The sequence below is a fragment of the Pseudomonas fakonensis genome (assembly GCF_019139895.1).
GTDB lineage: Bacteria > Pseudomonadota > Gammaproteobacteria > Pseudomonadales > Pseudomonadaceae > Aquipseudomonas > Aquipseudomonas fakonensis.
Window position 1 is genome coordinate 5118690 of sequence record NZ_CP077076.1, and the last position, 16222, is coordinate 5134911.

The following is a 16222-nucleotide window of genomic DNA, read 5'->3' on the forward strand; positions in this document are numbered from 1 at the left end:
GAACGGCAGTGGCCACTTGCCAAAACGTGACGCACTTAAACGTTCCAGTGTTTTCTTGCGGATCAATCTCTTGCGCAAGCTTGCCAGCCGTTCAGGCCACCTCGGCACCATCATCCGGCCAGTGCGGCTCGTTGGCCCCGGGCGGGGTCAGCGGTGGCAGGCCGTAGGCGGCCCGAGCGTCGTCGCAGCTGGGGTTGTGCACGCCATGCTCCCACGAGGCTTCGAACTCGCGGCAGGGGCTGGAACGGTTCTCATAGATGTTGCAGGCCACCTGGGTGCCGATTTCGCCGCCCAGGCTCACGCAGCGGCAAGGCTTGGCGTCGGTGCCGATCATGGCAACCCGGGTCGGGTTGATCTGAACCACCAGGTCGTCGGGCACCAGGCCACCGGCAGACTGGCATTCGCCCCAGAAGAAAGACACACGAAAGTAGCCGCAGCAGGCGCCGCAGGTCAGGCAAGGGTTCTGTTCGGACATGATGGCCAGGGAGGGAGGTTGTTGTTATGTGAGCGAGCGCTCGCGGCGCTATTTGTAATCCAGCCAAGGGCGGCTGAGAAGAGGGGGAATGTAAAAAAGATGGCCGCTGATCGGTGGCCTGAGCAGATCGACTGTAGGAGCCGGCTTGCCGGCGATAGGGCCGGCATGGCTGGCACCGGCGGTGCCGGTGATCGCCGGCAAGCCGGCTCCTACAGGGTCGCGCAACGCTCGAGGCAAGCAGCGCGGTGAGGGTGAGGTTACTTGCCGGTCAGGCTGTCGGCGCGGAACATCTGGCGAATGCCGCGGATGGCCTGGCGGATGCGGTCCTGGTTCTCGATCAGGGCAAAGCGCACGTGGTCGTCGCCGTATTCACCAAAGCCGATGCCGGGCGATACGCAAACCTTGGCCTCGGCCAACAGCTTCTTGGCGAACTCCAGCGAGCCCAGGTGCGCATACTGCTCGGGGATCTTGGCCCAGATGTACATCGACGCCTTGGGGTTCTCGACCATCCAGCCCAGCTCGTGCAGGCCCTTGACCAGCAGGTTGCGGCGCTGGCGGTACTGCTCGGCGATATCGCGCACGCACTGCTGGTCGCCCTCGAGCGCGGCAATGGCCGCCACCTGCAGCGGGGTGAAGGTGCCGTAGTCGTGGTAGCTCTTGATGCGCGCCAAGGCGCTGACCAGCTCGGGGTTGCCGACCATGAAGCCGATGCGCCAGCCAGCCATGTTGTAGCTCTTGGACAGGGTGAAGAACTCCACCGCAATATCCTTGGCCCCCGGCACCTGCATGATCGACGGGGCCTTCCAGCCGTCGTAGACGATGTCGGCGTAGGCCAGGTCGTGCACCACCAGCACGTCGTACTGCTTGGCCAAGGCCACCACGCGCTCGAAGAAGTCCAGCTCGACGCACTGGGCGGTGGGGTTGGACGGGAAGCCCAGGATCATCATCATCGGCTTGGGAATCGACTCGCGGATCGCCCGTTCCAGCTCGTTGAAGAAATCCACACCCGGCACCAACGGCACCGAGCGCACCTGGGCACCGGCGATCACCGCGCCATAGATGTGGATGGGGTAGCTGGGGTTGGGCACCAGCACAGTGTCGCCCTGGTCGAGGGTGGCCAGCATCAGGTGTGCCAGGCCCTCTTTCGAGCCGATGGTGACGATGGCTTCGCTTTCCGGGTCGATGTCGACCTCGTAGCGTTCCTTGTACCAGTTGGAGATGGCCCGGCGCAGGCGCGGGATACCGCGGGAGGTGGAGTAGCCATGGGTGTCTTCGCGCTGGGCGACCTGCACCAGCTTGTCGACGATGTGCGGCGGGGTGGCGCCGTCGGGGTTGCCCATGCTCAGGTCGATGATGTCCTCGCCACGGCGGCGGGCGGCCATCTTGAGCTCGGCAGTGATGTTGAAGACGTATGGGGGCAGACGATCGATGCGCGCGAAGCGGCGCGGCGAACCTGGGTTGGCCATGGTTTCCTCTGAAGACGTAAGCGCCCGGAACCGTCCGAGCGACGTTGGCCGCTGCGGCGGCCGAATCAGAAGATAATGCCGCCACAGCCAGCTCGTAAAGGAAAATTTCCTGTTTAGTTATAACTTTTAAGATTGATGAATCGAAAAATTCATAATTTCAGGACTCACCGCAAAGCTTTGTAAGTGTGTGAGTCCCAGCGCTGCAGGCTCAGGCCGTCACTCGGGTCCATGTGCTCGCCGCGCACCAGGCTGAATGCCTTGCGCAGCGGCCCATGATGGACCCTGCGTTCGTCGCCCTCGCCTTCGGTGACGTAGGTATAGGAATGCTTGCGCATGGCGGTATAGGTGGCGTCATCCTTGAGCAGTGCCTGGTGCTCGCGCATCAGTTGCGCATCGCTCAGCGCCAGGCAGTTGCCCAGCTCCACACCCCAGCGCGCCAGGCTTTGCTCTGCCAGATGGCGCACGATCAACCCGGGCGCCTTGCAGGCATCGCCCGCGCCCTCCCCCGTGGCCGAAGCATTGCCCACCAGCGTGGCATGACGCCCGGGCATGGGGAAAATACTCATGCGGGTGCTGCCCGCCACCTGCGGCACCACGCAGGCAAAGCCCCGGGAGCGCTCGTCGCGGGCGAAAAAGCCTACGTACTCACGCACGTTGCCGGCCAAGCCGGTACGTTGATCCTGCACGTTGAGGATGCCCGGCACCGGGTCCAGCGCCAGGATGTTCACCGGCACATCGCGCAGCTGCGGGTCGCTGGCCATGGCATTGGCCAGCATGTGGCAACTGATGCCGCCGCGGCTCCAGCCCACCAGGTTGACCTGGGTGGGGATCAGCGGCTTGCGGAAGGTCTGGATGATCTGCTCCTGCAGCGCCTGGGGCACCACTTCGCGCTCACCATAGTGGTAGCGGTTGCGGAACCAGTTGCCGTTACGCCCGGCGTCGGGTATCGGCACGCCGGCGTCCTTCAGGCGCTGGTATTCGGCCTTGGTGCGGCTGCCCCGCGACCACAGGCTCTTGCCCTTGATCATCTGCAAGGCGTGGGCGACGTTCTCCTCCCAGCCATGGCCGAGCAAGGTGCCCATGGTCTGGCCATGGTCGCGGTCATCGACGAACAGGTTGTCGTCGTGCAGGTTGCCGCTGCCGGGGCCGTCGACCACGATCTTGTGGGCGAACTCGCGGCCCTGGTCGTTGAAGGCCAGGGTCGAGACCAGCTCGCCGTTCCAGTAATCGCGGTTGCTGACATCGCCGGCGGTGGCGCCGGTACCGCAGAAGTAGACGGTAAAAACGCTCATGGTGCGTGGCTCCTTGAAAATGGGAGCGGCCACGCTAGCGCCCGGCCCTGTAACCACGGCAGCAGGAAGTCTTGCAGGGAGCCACTGCCTTGGGCTGCCTGTAACGGCCTCATCGCCGGCAAGCCGACTCCTACAGGTACGGCGCAGGGCTGAGGGTATGGGCAATAAAAAACCCCGGCACTGGGCCGGGGCTTTTTGTGTAACAGGCCGCTGGATCAGCGTGCGTAGGTCATCAGCACGTCGGCGGCGGTCTGGCTGTCCACACCCATCATCACGCTCAGGGCAGTGACGAGGAGGATGGAGAAGCCGAAGACCTTGCGCGCCCACTTGCTGTCGTCCTCGGCCTTGTAGCCGCTCCAGGCCATGTACAGCCAGTACAGGCCCATGGCAGCCGCAACGGCGAGGTAACCGAGGCCTGCGTAGCCGCCGAGGGTCAGCATCAGGGTGGCGAGGACGAAGGCCAGTACGTACAGCACGATCTGCTTCTTCGCCGCCAGGACACCGCGCGCCACCGGCAACACCGGAATGTTGGCAGCGCTGTAGTCCTTGAAGCGGAAGATGGCGATGGCAAAGCTGTGCGGCATCTGCCACAGGCTGAACATCACCAGCAGGGTCACTGCAGCCAGGTCGAAGCTGTTGCTCACGGCGCAATAGCCGATCACCGGAGGCATGGCACCAGACAGGCTGCCGACCAGGGTGCCGTGCACCGATTTGCGCTTCAGCCACAGGCTGTAGAAACCGACGTAGACGATGAAACCGGCCAGGGCGCAGAACGCCGCCAGCGGGTTGGCCTGCACGTACAGCATGCTGAAGCCGACCACCCCGAGCAGGGTGGCGTAGATCAGCGCGAGGGGCAGCGGCATGCCGCCCTGCACCATGACGCGGTTCTTGGTGCGCTCCATCTTGTGGTCGATGTCACGGTCGATGCAGTTGTTGAACACGCATCCGGACGCCACCACCAGCGAAGTACCGATCACCACTGCCAGGAACAGGGCGAAGTCCACATGGCCCTTCGAGGCAAGGAAGAAGCCGCCTGCCACGGAAAGCACGTTACCGAAAATGATCCCCGGTTTGGTGATTTGGATAAAGTGCTTAACGGACATGCAGTCTTACCTCACTTGGCCATCATTTCGAAGTGGATGCTGAACATGATCCACAGCGACAGGCCGACCAGCAGAGCGATTACCAGAGCGGTGAACAGGAACGTCGACACGTTGGAACGCTGCTCTTTCGAGCGGTCCATGTGCAGGAAGTACACAAGGTGTACCACTACCTGGATCACGGCCATGGCCACAACGATCAGAACGGTCAGGTTCTTCGGCAGGCTCGGGAACATCACCAGGCCGAACGGGATCGCGGTCAGGATGATCGACAGGACAAAGCCGATCATGTAGGACTTCACGCTACCGTGATTGCCTTCGTGATGAGTGTCGTGTGCGCTAGCCATCAGATAACTCCCAGCAGGTAGACGACGGTGAATACGCAGATCCAGACCACGTCGAGGAAGTGCCAGAACAGGCTCAGGCAGCTCATGCGGGTCTTGGCAGTCGGCGTGATGCCGTGCTTGTTGATCTGGTACATCATGATTGCCATCCAGATCAGGCCGGCAGTCACGTGCAGGCCGTGGGTACCTACCAGGGCGAAGAAGCCCGACAGGAAGCCACTGCGCTGCGGGCCGAAGCCCTCAACGATCAGGTGATGGAACTCATAGATTTCCATCGCGATGAAGCCTGCACCGAACAGGAAGGTCACAGCCAACCAGCCCAGCACGCCTGCCTTGTTGCCAGCGAACATCTTCAGCATGGCGAAGCCGAAGGTGATCGAGGACAGCAGCAGGAACGCGGTTTCAACCAGCACGAAGTCGAGCTGGAAGATGTCGTGACCCGACGGGCCGCCGGCAAAACTGCCGGACAGCACCGCGTAGGTGGCGAAGAGCGACGCAAACAGGATGCAGTCGGTCATCAGGTACAGCCAGAAACCCAGTACGGTCATCTGGCCCGAGTCGTGGTGGTGATCGTCGTGCCCATGGTCGTGACCATGTGCATCACCGTGCATTACTTGACTGGACATTGATTACACCCGTTCAAACGATTCGACACGTGCGCCGGCAGGCAGAGCACCTGCTTGAGCCAGCGCTTTCATGCGCTCGCCTTCGATGCGCGCCACTTCTTCGGCCGGAACCATGTAGCCCTGGTCGTCACGCGCGGCGTGGCGAACGAAGACTGCGATGGTCGCTACCAGGCTCGCGCCCACCAGCCACCAGATGTGCCAGATGAAGGCGAAACCGAACACGGTCAGGAACAGACCCATGAACAGGCCGGTGGCAGTGTTGCTCGGCATGTGGATGGCTTCGTACTTGGCAGCAGGCTTGTAGGCAACACCGGCTTCCTTGGCTTCGTGCCAGGCGTCCAGGCCAACTTTCTCAGGCATGTGAGCGAAGTTGTAGAACGGAGGTGGCGACGAAGTGGACCACTCGATGGTACGGCCGCCCCATGGGTCGCCGGTCACGTCCAGGTTCTGGTTGCGGTCGCGGACCGAAACGTAGAGCTGGATCAGCTGGCAGGCAATACCGAACAGGATCAGCACGGCGCCGACAACGGCTACGTACAGGTAGGGTTCCCACAGCGGGTTGTCGGAGTGGTTCAGACGACGGGTCATGCCCATGAAGCCCAAGGCGTACAGCGGCATGAACGCAACGTAGAAGCCCGAGATCCAGAACCAGAAGGCAGCTTTGCCCCACTTCTCGTTCAGGGTGAAACCGAAGGCTTTCGGGAACCAGTAGGCCAAGCCGGCGATGTAGCCGAATACCGCACCACCGATGATCACGTTGTGGAAGTGGGCAATTACGAACAGGCTGTTGTGCAGGACGAAGTCAGCACCCGGAACGGCCAGCAGTACGCCGGTCATGCCACCGATGGAGAAGGTGATCATGAAGCCCAGGGTCCAGAGCATTGGTGCGGTGAAACGCACGCGGCCCTGGTACATGGTGAACAGCCAGTTGAACAGCTTCACACCGGTCGGGATGGAGATCAGCATCGTCGCCAGGCCGAAGAAGGTGTTGACGCTGGCGCCGGCACCCATGGTGAAGAAGTGGTGCAGCCAGACTGCAAAGCCCAGTACGGCGATTGCACCCGATGCGTAGATCATCGAGTGGTGGCCGAACAGACGCTTGCCAGAGAAGGTCGAGGTGACTTCCGAGAACACGCCGAAGGCCGGCAGGATCAGGATGTATACCTCAGGGTGACCCCAGGCCCAGAACAGGTTGACGTACATCATCGGGTTCCCACCAAGCTCGTTGGTGAAAATGTGGAAGTCCAGATAACGGTCAACGGTCAGCAGGGCGAGTGCGGCGGTCAGGATCGGGAACGAAGCGACGATCAGCACGTTGGCCCAGGTGCAGGTCCAGGTGAAGATCGGCATGTCCATCAGCTTCATGCCAGGGGCGCGCATCTTCATCACGGTGACGAGGAAGTTCACGCCGGTAAGCGTCGTACCCAAGCCTGAGAGCTGTAGCGCCCAGATGTAGTAGTCGACACCCACGCCCGGGCTGTACTGAATGCCTGCGAGCGGCGGGTAGGCAACCCAGCCGGTCTTGGCGAACTCGCCAACGCCCAGCGAGATGTTGACCAGCAGCACGCCTGCCAGCAGCAGGTAGAAGCTCAGGGAGTTCAGGAACGGGAAGGCAACGTCACGTGCACCGATCTGCAGAGGAACCGCAAGGTTCATCAGGCCGGTGAAGAACGGCATCGCCATGAAGATGATCATGATCACACCGTGGGCGGTGAAGATCTGGTCATAGTGTTCAGGCGGCAGGTAGCCTTCGGAGCCACCGGTAGCGGCAGCCAGCTGAGTACGCATCATGATGGCGTCGGCAAAGCCACGCAGCAGCATGACCATGGCGACGATGATGTACATCACGCCGATTTTCTTGTGGTCGACGGTGGTCAGCCACTCGGTCCACAAGTAGGTCCACTTGCGGAAATAGGTGATAAGGCCGACGACAGCGATACCGCCGAGCGCGATCATGGCAAGCGTCACCATGACTATCGGCTCGTGATAGGGTATCGCCTCCAGGGTTAATTTACCGAACATCTCTTACTCCTCTGCACCGGCAGCTGGTTGCGTACTCGATTCCACACCCTTGGTGGTGGCCAGATCTTTGCTGCCTGCTTCTTCGTGGACCGGCTTGCCGCGGTTCATGCCTTCGTACTTGTCGACGATCAGCTGGAACTGTTCAGGCGAAGCCTCGCTGTACAGCTCGACCGGGTTGTTTTCGCTTGGTTTGGCCAAGGCGTCGTAGGTGGCCTTGTCCAGCTTCTTCGGCGACTGCTTCACTTCGGCGACCCACTTGTCGAAGTCTTCCTGGGAAGTGGCATTTGCCTTGAATTTCATGCCGGTGAAACCAGCACCGCTGTAGTTGGCGGAGATACCGTCAAACACACCGTTCTCGTTGGCGATCAGGTGCAGCTTGGTGGTCATGCCGGCCATGGCGTAGATCTGGCCGCCCAGGCCCGGGATGAAGAACGAGTTCATCACCGCGTCCGAGGTCACACGGAAGTTGACCGGAACGTTGGCCGGGAAGTTGATCTGGTTGACCGTGGCGATGCCCTGCTCCGGGTAGATGAACAGCCACTTCCAGTCCAGTGCGACCACGTCGATCTGGATCGGCTTGACGTCCGAATCCAGCGGACGGTACGGGTCCAGCTTGTGGGTGGAGTGGTAGGTGACGTAACCCAGGGCGATGATGATCAGGATCGGGATGATCCACACCGCAGCTTCGATCTTGGTCGAGTGCGACCAGTCGGGGGTGTAGGTGGCAGCCTTGTTGGAAGCGCGGTACTTCCAGGCGAACACCACGGTCATGATGATCACGGGAATCACCACCAGCAGCATCAGGCCGGTAGCGATCAGGATCAGGTTCTTTTGCTCAATGCCGACCTGGCCCTTCGGATCGAGCAGGGTCCAGTTGCACCCACTGAGTAAAAGCATGCCTAAAAAGGGCAATATGCCAAACAGTCTGGGGTAACGCTTTTTACTCATCTCACGACCTCTAGATCAGCTTGCTTCAATGCAATTTGTGTTTTGGTAGCCAACACTTCGTCCTGCCAAGTGCGGCAATTCGCGCCCGTACTCGCTCCTGCCCGGGGTCCGACTGCAGGAACCTTGGCGTCAAGCGGGGTAGCGGTGCTTATGGTTTCGTAGGCAACAGGCCTGTACTTCAGACCAAGTCCATTTGGTGCGGGAAAACGCGGAGGGGGGTCCGCCCGGTATCGCCGTTGGGCGAAACTTGACGAAGTCAGCAAAAGGGAGCGCTGCGGCTTCCTTCAATCCTGCGACTCGCAAGCAGTGCCGAACGGAAATTGGGGGCGATTGTAGTGAGGTCGCCCACCCTTGACTATGACTTATTGAGCAACAGTCTTTTACAGAATGCGTAACAATACTGCTCAAAAATTCAACTTCGCGACAGTTTGTCGCACCCCGTTCAGTAGCCCTGTAACCCGCATCGCGCAAGGCCCGGAGCATGACCCTGGTCAATATTTCAGCGGGGTTTGTGCCTTATCCCGCGCTGCAATAGACCTGGGTCAAACAGGGACTTTGGTCTAACCGCCGCGACGGTTGCGGTAGATCCCCAGGGGTACCAGCACGGCAGTCAGGACGAAGGCCACCAAGGCCCATTGGGCGAGCGACAGACCGAGGATCGGCGGGTAGGGGGTGGAGCAGAAGCCGTCGACCTGGAACGCCAGCGGCCACAGCTTGGCCAGGGGCAGGTCGTCGACGATCGGTTGCAGGGTGTCGATGCCGCAGCTGACCATCGGGTTGGCGAGTATATACACATGGTTGCCGGCCGCAACGATTCCGCCCACCGCGCTCAGTACCACCAGCACTTCGAAGACGGTCAGGCTGCGCCGTCCCGGCATGGCCGCGGCAAGGAAGGCGAAGATCGCGATGAACAGCAAGGCGTAACGCTGCAGGATGCACAGCGGGCATGGCGCCTCGCCGAGGACCACCTGCATGTAAAGTGCGCCGCCGATCAGCGCCAGGCAGATCACGCCCAGCAGCACCAGGAAGCGCCGCTCGCGGTTAAGGCGCGATGAGAGTTCGTTCATAGCCGATTCCTTCGAATGGAGAGTGGCAGCGCGGGCTGCCCGACGGGCGCCAAGTCTACACGCTGGAGTGGACCTGTGACTGCATCGAGGAACGGTGAGCGCGGCAATCCATGGATGACCTAGGACCGAGCGGGTCGGTTTCGGTTCAACGCAGCGCGTAAAAAACACGCCAGCCCAAGCGCCGGACAGGGGCAGGCCCCTCGACACTCGGGAGTGAAGGATACAGTGATTAAAGGAGGATTAAAGATGAACGCGGGTGTAAGTGCGTTCATCTCTCTTTATATAGAAGAAGGGTCGGGCCTACGGGGGTTGCTGCCTGTCCCGGCCTTATCGCCGGCAAGCCGGCTCCTACAGGTACAGCGCAAGCTTGGAGGCTGTGCGTACCCTGTAGAAGCCGGCTTGCCGGCGATGAGGCCATCAGCCCCGACCGATCACTCCAACGCTGCCGCCGGCCCGAAGAACTCGTAGCGGCTCTGCCCTTGCGGCACACCAATCGCCTTGAGCTGGCGCTTGATCGCAGCCATGAAGCCCTTCGGCCCAAGGAAGTAGGCATCCACGTCACGCTCGCGCGGCAGCCACTCGGCCAGCAGGTCCTGGCTCAGCAGGCCCACGGCATCGGCCTGGTTGGCCGGGTCTTCGGCGTAGCAGTAAAAGCGCTTGAGCTGCGGGTGACGCGCCGCCAGGTCATCGACCCAGTCGCGGAACGCATGCACCGCACCGTCGCGCGCGCAGTGAATGAAGTGCACCGGGCGCTCGGTCTTGAGCGCGGCTTCGAGCATGGCCAGGGTCGGGGTAATGCCCACGCCGCCACTGATCAGCACCAGCGGCTTGTCGCTGGCGGCCAGGGTGAAGTCGCCGGCCGGCGGGAACAGTTGCAGGGTGTCGCCCACCATCAGTTCGTCATGCAGATAGTTGGAGACCTTGCCGCCGGCCTCACGCTTGACGCTGATGCGGTACTGCTCGCCATCGCACAGAGCCGACAGCGAATAGTTGCGGCGCTGCTCGGCGCCATCGATGTCCAGCTTCAGGCCGATGTACTGGCCGGGTTCGGCCTTGAGCACCGGTTTGCCGTCCACCGGGGCAAGGTAGAACGAGACGATCTCGCGGCTTTCCTGCTCGCGGCGCACCAAGCGGAATTCGCGGGTACCGCGCCAGCCGCCGACCGCTTGTTCCTTCTGCTGGTACAGGTTCTCTTCGGCGCCGATGAGGATGTCGGCCAGTTGGCCGTAGGCGCCAGCCCAGGCCGCGATCACTTCGGGGGTGGCGATTTCCTTGCCCAGCACTTCCTCGATGGCGCGCAGCAGGCACTTGCCGACGATCGGATAGTGCTCGGGGAGAATCTGCAGGGCCACGTGCTTGTTGATGATCTGCCCGACCAGACCGCCGAGCTGCTCCAACTGGTCGATGTGCCGGGCGTACATCAGCACGCCGTTGGCCAGCGCGCGCGGCTGGTCGCCGCTGGCCTGGTGGGCCTGGTTGAACAGCGGGCGTACCTCGGGGTACTCGCTGAGCATCATCTTGTAGAAGTGGGTGGTCAGTGCCTCGCCGCCGCTTTCCAGCAGGGGCACGGTGGCTTTGATGATTGCACGTTGTTCGGCATTGAGCATTGCGACAACTCCTGAGCCTTTGGCTTCGAATGATTGCCTTGTGTATTTCAGCAATCGTGCCAACTTCAAAAGCCAATGAATTCAGGGGCTTGATCTGTCGAGTGTCAAAATGACACGGGCAAGCGTATAGTCATAACGACCAACAGGAGTCCATATGACTGCAAAACCCCTGCTCACCGCCCTGCTCCCCCTGGTCAGCGACCTGTCCTGCGACCTGCCCGACCAGGAGCGCTACCGCCGCCTGTTGCAAGCCATGCGCGGCCTGCTGCCTTGCGATGCCGCGGCATTGCTGCGCCTGGACGGCGAATGGCTGGTGCCGCTGGCGGTGGACGGATTGTCGGCGGACACCCTCGGCCGGCGCTTCCGGGTCAGCGAGCACCCACGCTTCCAGGTGCTGCTGGGCAACCCCGAACCCACCCGTTTCCCCAGCGACAGCCCGTTGCCCGACCCCTACGACGGTTTGGTCAATGCCGAGCACGTCGACCTGGAGGTACACGACTGCATGGGCTGCCCGTTGATGGTCGACGAGCAGCCCTGGGGCCTGCTGACCCTCGATGCACTCACCCCCGGGCAGTTCCAGAGCCTGGAGCTGGATGCCCTGCAAGCCTTCGCCAGCCTGGCCGCTGCCACCGTGACCGTGGCCGAGCGCATCGAGCACCTGGCCCTGCGCGCCGAGGACGAGCACCAGCGCGCCGAGGTGTACCGCCAGGCCAGCGGCCAGGACCGCGAGTTGATCGGCCAGAGCAAGGCGCACAAGCACCTGGTGGAAGAGATCCGCCTGGTCGGCGGCAGCGACCTGACCGTGCTGATCACCGGCGAGACCGGTGTGGGCAAGGAGCTGGTGGCCCAGGCCCTGCACCGCGCCAGCCAGCGCGCCGACAAGCCGCTGATCAGCCTGAACTGCGCCGCGCTGCCCGACACCCTGGTTGAGAGCGAGCTGTTCGGCCATGTGCGCGGCGCCTTCACCGGCGCCCATGGCGAGCGGCGCGGCAAGTTCGAGCTGGCCAATGGCGGTACCTTGTTCCTCGACGAAGTCGGCGAGCTGCCGCTGGCGGTGCAGGCCAAGCTGCTGCGAGTTCTGCAAAGCGGGCAGTTGCAGCGCCTGGGCTCGGACCGTGAACACCAGGTGGACGTGCGCCTGATCGCCGCCACCAACCGCGACCTGGCCGAAGAGGTGCGCAGCGGCCAGTTTCGCGCCGACTTCTATCACCGCCTGAGCGTGTACCCCCTGCAAGTGCCGCCGCTGCGCGAACGGGGCCGTGACGTGCTGTTGCTGGCGGGCTACTTTCTGGAGCAAAACCGCTCGCGCCTGGGCCTGGGCAGCTTGCGGCTGTCTGCCGAGGCCCAGCAGGCGCTGCTGGCCTACCAGTGGCCTGGCAACGTGCGCGAACTGGAGCACCTGATCGGGCGCTCGGCGCTGAAAGCGCTGGGGCAGCATGGGCAGCGACCGAAGATTCTTACCCTTGAAGCAGCCGACCTGGACGTGCGCAGTGTCGTGCCGGCTGCAACCGTGGCCGCCCCGCCCGTGCAAGCTAACCTGACGTTGCCCGAAGGCGGGTTGCGTGAGGCCGTGGATGAGTACCAGCGCCAAGTGGTTGAAGAATGCCTGAAGCGCCATGGCGACAATTGGGCAGCCGCCGCCCGGGAGCTGGGGCTGGACCGGGCGAACCTGAGCCGGTTGGCCAAGCGCTTGGGGCTGCGCTGAAAAAGCATCGCCGGCAAGCCGGCTCCTACAGGTACAGCGCAAGCTCGAAGGCTGTGCGCCCCCTGTAGGAGCCGGCTTGCCGGCGATACGGCCCTGACAGGCATTAGCATTCCCCGGTTACAACTTCACCTAAAGCCACTGGCCCCCAGGCCGATAACCCGGCATCCTCCCCGACATTTAATACCGAAGGTCGCCCATGGCCACGCAAAACGCCCGCGCGGACTCGCTGTCCCTGCTGCTGTTCACCCTGCGCAGCGGCAAGCTGATGGCAATCAACCTGCTCAAGGTCAGCGAAATCATCCCCTGCCCGCCGCTGACCAAGCTGCCCGAGGCGCACCCGCACGTCAAAGGCGTGGCCACCCTGCGCGGCAACTCGCTGTCGGTCATCGACCTGTCCCGCGCCATCGGTGAAATGCCCCTGGCCGACCCCGACGGCGGCTGCCTGATCGTCACCGAGATCAGCCGCTCGCGCCAGGGCCTGCACGTGCAGGCGGTGAGCCGCATCGTGCATTGCCTGAGCACCGACATCAAACCGCCACCGTTCGGCTCGGGCAACCGCTCGTTCATCACTGGCGTAACGCGGGTCGACAACACCCTGGTGCAGGTACTGGACATCGAAAAGGTCATCCACGGCATCGCCCCGCCACAGCCCGAGCCGCACCCCGGCGAGGTTGGCGAAGAGGACGCAAGCCTGCTGGCTGCAGCCAACATTCTGGTGGTGGACGACAGCCAGGTGGCGCTGCAACAGTCGGTGCACACCCTGCGCAACCTGGGCATCGAGTGCCACACCGCGCGCAGTGCCAAGGATGCGATCAACGTGTTGCTGGAGCTGCAAGGCACCGAGCGGGAGATCAACATCATCGTCTCGGACATCGAAATGTCCGAAATGGACGGCTTCGCCTTTACCCGCACCCTGCGCGAAACCCCGGACTTTCAGCACCTCTATATTTTGCTGCACACCTCGCTGGACAGCGCCATGAGCGGCAACAAGGCCAAAGAGGCCGGGGCCAACGCCATCCTCACCAAGTTCAGCTCGCCAGAGCTGACCGACTGCCTGGTGGTGGCGGCCCGCGCTGTGGTGTTTGCCGAGCGCTGATATATTCAGCGACAAACTCCCCGGCTTGCTGCCGGGGAACGTTCGGTCATAATTCGCGCCCCTCGCAGCCAACGGCGGACCCGCACATGAAATACCTCAGTTCCCTGCTGATCACCTGCGCGCTGTTCAGCGGCGCGGCTCACGCCTCCAGCACCCAAGCCTGGAACGACCAGCGCCAGCACATGCTCAAGGCCTGCCTGAAGGCCAGCCAGTTCAAGGACGCCCACGCCCTGGGCAAGCCTGCCGAATTCGACGACCAGGTCGGCTACAGCGCCCTGCTGATCGAAGGCGTGTACCCGCAAAAGCACATGAACAACGCCACCGGTACCGAGCTGTGCCTGTACGACCGTCAGCGCCAGCAAGCTTTCGTCACCGAGTGGGCGGCCGGCAAGTGAGCGACAGCATCCGTTTTGCCTGTACCGGCTGCGGCAAGTGCTGCACCGGCCACCATGTCCCCCTGACCCTCGCCGAAGCGGGCCAATGGGCGCGCGCCGGGGGCCAGGTGATCGTGCTGGTCGAAGGCTTCATGGCCGATGGCCTGGGCATGCCGCCGGAGCAGCGCGATCACGTGCTGCGCCGCTCCCACCCGGTGCCCTGCGGTACCGGCGAGCTGCGCGTGTCGGTGACCTTCGCCGCCTTCAACCCGGGGCGCTGCCGCAACCTGGACGCCGACGACCTGTGCACCATCTATGAAAGCCGCCCGCTGGTGTGCCGCATCTACCCGGCCGAAATCAACCCGCACCTGCCGCTGCGCCCCGAGGGCAAGGACTGCCCGGCCGAGGCCTGGGAGCAAGGGCCTGAACTGATCCATGGCGGGCTGTTGCAGGATGCCGAGCTGCGCGGGCTGATCGAGGCCTCGCGCCAGGCCGACCGTGAGGATATCGCCAACAAGGTCGCCATCTGCCAGGCCCTGGGGATCACCACCAGCGCGCTGAAGGGCAACGGATTTACCGCCTGGCTGCCGGACATGGGGGCGTTTGCATCGGCGTTGGAGGCAGTGTCTGTGGATAACCCTGCGCAGTGGCAGGTGCATGTGGTGGATGGCGAGCTGGCCGGCAGCCTGCAAGGTCATGGCTTGCAGACGACTGCCCAAACCCCGGTGTATTACGCCTTCATCGGCTTCTGAGCCAAACGCTCGCACAGCTAATGCGCTTGGTCAGGGCCGGCTCCTGCACAGGCCACCTGCCTTTGGGTCATCATTGGCACCTGCGCCAGAACTCATCCGCCAAGCGCCGCAAATCCTGCGCCAGGTGCGCCACATCACTGGCGCTGCCATGGCTGCGCTGCCCCACCTGCACTGTCGCCTCGCTGGCCTGGCGGATGCTGATGATGTTGCGGTTGATGTTCTCACTGACCTGGCTCTGCTGCTCCACGGCCGCGGCGATCTGCAAACTCATTTCGTTGATCTGGTTGACCCGCACGCTGATGCTGTCCAGCGCATCGCTGGCCAGTTGCGCCTGCTCGACGCTTTGCCCGGCATGGGCGCTGCTCTGGCGCATCACCTGCACGGCGGCGCGGGCGCCGTCCTGCAGGGCGCTGATCATGTGCTGGATGTCGTGGGTGGACTGCGCAGTACGCTGGGCCAGGCCACGCACTTCATCGGCCACCACCGCAAAACCTCGGCCCTGGTCACCGGCCCGCGCCGCTTCGATGGCGGCGTTGAGCGCCAGCAGATTGGTCTGCTCGGCAATACCGCGGATCACGTCGAGCACCCCGGAAATCTCGCTACTGTGGCTTTCCAGTTGCTGGATCACCTCGCCGGCCTCTACCAGCGAGCCGGCCAGGTCCTGTATCGCGCAGCGGTTACGGTCCACCAGTCGGTGCCCGGCCTGGGTCTCGCCTTCGGCCTGATCGGCAGCCATCGAGGCCATCTGGGCACTGCTGGCCACTTGGGCAACGCTAGCGCTCATCTGGTGGATGGCAGTGGCCACCTGGTCGGCCTCGCTCTGCTGCTCCAGGCTGTTGGCATGGCTGCTGTGCAGCGCCTCCACAAGCGAGCCGGAATGCCCGGCCAGGCGTGATGAGGTATCGCCGATACGCCCCACCACAGCCCCCAACTGCGCCTTGAGCATGCGCATGGCGAACTCGATCTGGCCCAGGCCATCACGCCGGCCTGTATATAAAAGCTGGCTCAACGGGTTGTCGGCAATCGCCAGGGCCTGCCGGCGCAGGCGCTCATAGGGGCGCAGCAACAGCAGGATGGCAATGCCGGCAAGGCCCGCCACGGCAAGTACTTCGGCCAGTGAAACCAGCAGCGGCGCCCCTGCCCACCATTGGCCCACACCGATCACCAACGCAGCAACCCCCGCCACCGTCAGTGACAGCCGCGTTGCCAGGCCAACGACCGGCAGGCGCTCGCGCCAGCTGCTGCGCCCTTCGCGCAGCCGTGCGTAGCAGGCCTCGGCTGCCGCCACCTGTTCCCTGCCGGGCTTGGTGCGCACCGACTGGTACTCCAGCGCCTGCCCACCACTGCT

General features: G+C 63.2%; 14 protein-coding genes and 1 pseudogene. 4 read left to right on the forward strand and 11 right to left on the reverse strand.

Going from position 1 to position 16222, the window contains the following annotated elements; all coding sequences use genetic code 11:
• Positions 1–91 precede the first annotated feature (91 nt).
• From KSS94_RS22560 to hmpA, 10 genes are all read right to left on the reverse strand, one after another.
• Entirely contained in the window at positions 92–475 is a 384-nt protein-coding gene (locus KSS94_RS22560; RefSeq protein WP_217840260.1) for a YkgJ family cysteine cluster protein, read from the reverse strand.
• A gap of 257 nt (positions 476–732) precedes the next feature.
• Positions 733–1941: an alanine transaminase gene (alaC, locus tag KSS94_RS22565; RefSeq protein ID WP_217840261.1), complete on the reverse strand. Its 1209-nt coding sequence runs from the start codon at positions 1939–1941 to the stop codon at positions 733–735.
• A gap of 164 nt (positions 1942–2105) precedes the next feature.
• Positions 2106–3233 (reverse strand): hypothetical protein, encoded by a 1128-nt coding sequence (locus tag KSS94_RS22570; RefSeq protein ID WP_217840262.1) that lies wholly within the window; start codon positions 3231–3233, stop codon positions 2106–2108.
• Between the two features lie 215 nt (positions 3234–3448).
• On the reverse strand, positions 3449–4336 hold the full coding sequence (cyoE, locus tag KSS94_RS22575; RefSeq protein ID WP_217840263.1) for a heme o synthase: 888 nt from the start codon (positions 4334–4336) through the stop codon (positions 3449–3451).
• Positions 4337–4347: 11 nt separating this feature from the next.
• Positions 4348–4680: a cytochrome o ubiquinol oxidase subunit IV gene (cyoD, locus tag KSS94_RS22580; protein ID WP_217840264.1), complete on the reverse strand. Its 333-nt coding sequence runs from the start codon at positions 4678–4680 to the stop codon at positions 4348–4350.
• A complete protein-coding gene (gene cyoC, locus KSS94_RS22585) occupies positions 4680–5303 on the reverse strand; it encodes a cytochrome o ubiquinol oxidase subunit III (RefSeq protein WP_217840265.1) in 624 nt (207 codons plus the stop codon). Before cyoC ends, cyoD begins: the two co-directional genes overlap by 1 nt.
• A gap of 3 nt (positions 5304–5306) precedes the next feature.
• A complete protein-coding gene (gene cyoB / locus KSS94_RS22590; protein ID WP_217840266.1) occupies positions 5307–7325 on the reverse strand; it encodes a cytochrome o ubiquinol oxidase subunit I in 2019 nt (672 codons plus the stop codon).
• A 3-nt stretch (positions 7326–7328) separates the two neighbouring features.
• On the reverse strand, positions 7329–8273 hold the full coding sequence (gene cyoA, locus KSS94_RS22595; protein ID WP_217840267.1) for a ubiquinol oxidase subunit II: 945 nt from the start codon (positions 8271–8273) through the stop codon (positions 7329–7331).
• Positions 8274–8833: 560 nt separating this feature from the next.
• Positions 8834–9340, reverse strand: a complete 507-nt coding sequence (locus KSS94_RS22600; protein ID WP_217840268.1) for a disulfide bond formation protein B — start codon at positions 9338–9340, stop codon at positions 8834–8836.
• A 431-nt stretch (positions 9341–9771) separates the two neighbouring features.
• On the reverse strand, positions 9772–10947 hold the full coding sequence (gene hmpA / locus KSS94_RS22605; protein WP_217840269.1) for an NO-inducible flavohemoprotein: 1176 nt from the start codon (positions 10945–10947) through the stop codon (positions 9772–9774).
• 154 nt (positions 10948–11101) lie between these two features.
• Here hmpA and norR point away from each other — a divergent pair, with 154 nt between their 5' ends.
• From norR to KSS94_RS22625, 4 genes are all read left to right on the forward strand, one after another.
• Positions 11102–12652 (forward strand): nitric oxide reductase transcriptional regulator NorR, encoded by a 1551-nt coding sequence (gene norR / locus KSS94_RS22610; protein ID WP_217840270.1) that lies wholly within the window; start codon positions 11102–11104, stop codon positions 12650–12652.
• Between the two features lie 196 nt (positions 12653–12848).
• On the forward strand, positions 12849–13748 hold the full coding sequence (locus KSS94_RS22615; protein ID WP_217840271.1) for a chemotaxis protein: 900 nt from the start codon (positions 12849–12851) through the stop codon (positions 13746–13748).
• A gap of 86 nt (positions 13749–13834) precedes the next feature.
• Positions 13835–14143 (forward strand): hypothetical protein, encoded by a 309-nt coding sequence (locus KSS94_RS22620; protein WP_217840272.1) that lies wholly within the window; start codon positions 13835–13837, stop codon positions 14141–14143.
• Positions 14140–14874, forward strand: a complete 735-nt coding sequence (locus KSS94_RS22625) for a YkgJ family cysteine cluster protein (protein ID WP_217840273.1) — start codon at positions 14140–14142, stop codon at positions 14872–14874. The genes KSS94_RS22620 and KSS94_RS22625 overlap by 4 nt, the downstream gene beginning before the upstream one ends.
• 70 nt (positions 14875–14944) lie before the next feature.
• On the opposite strand, the pseudogene KSS94_RS27660 reads toward KSS94_RS22625, so the two are convergent.
• Positions 14945–15940: pseudogene (locus KSS94_RS27660) on the reverse strand (methyl-accepting chemotaxis protein); the annotation flags it as partial.
• Between the last annotated feature and the right edge of the window lie 282 nt (positions 15941–16222).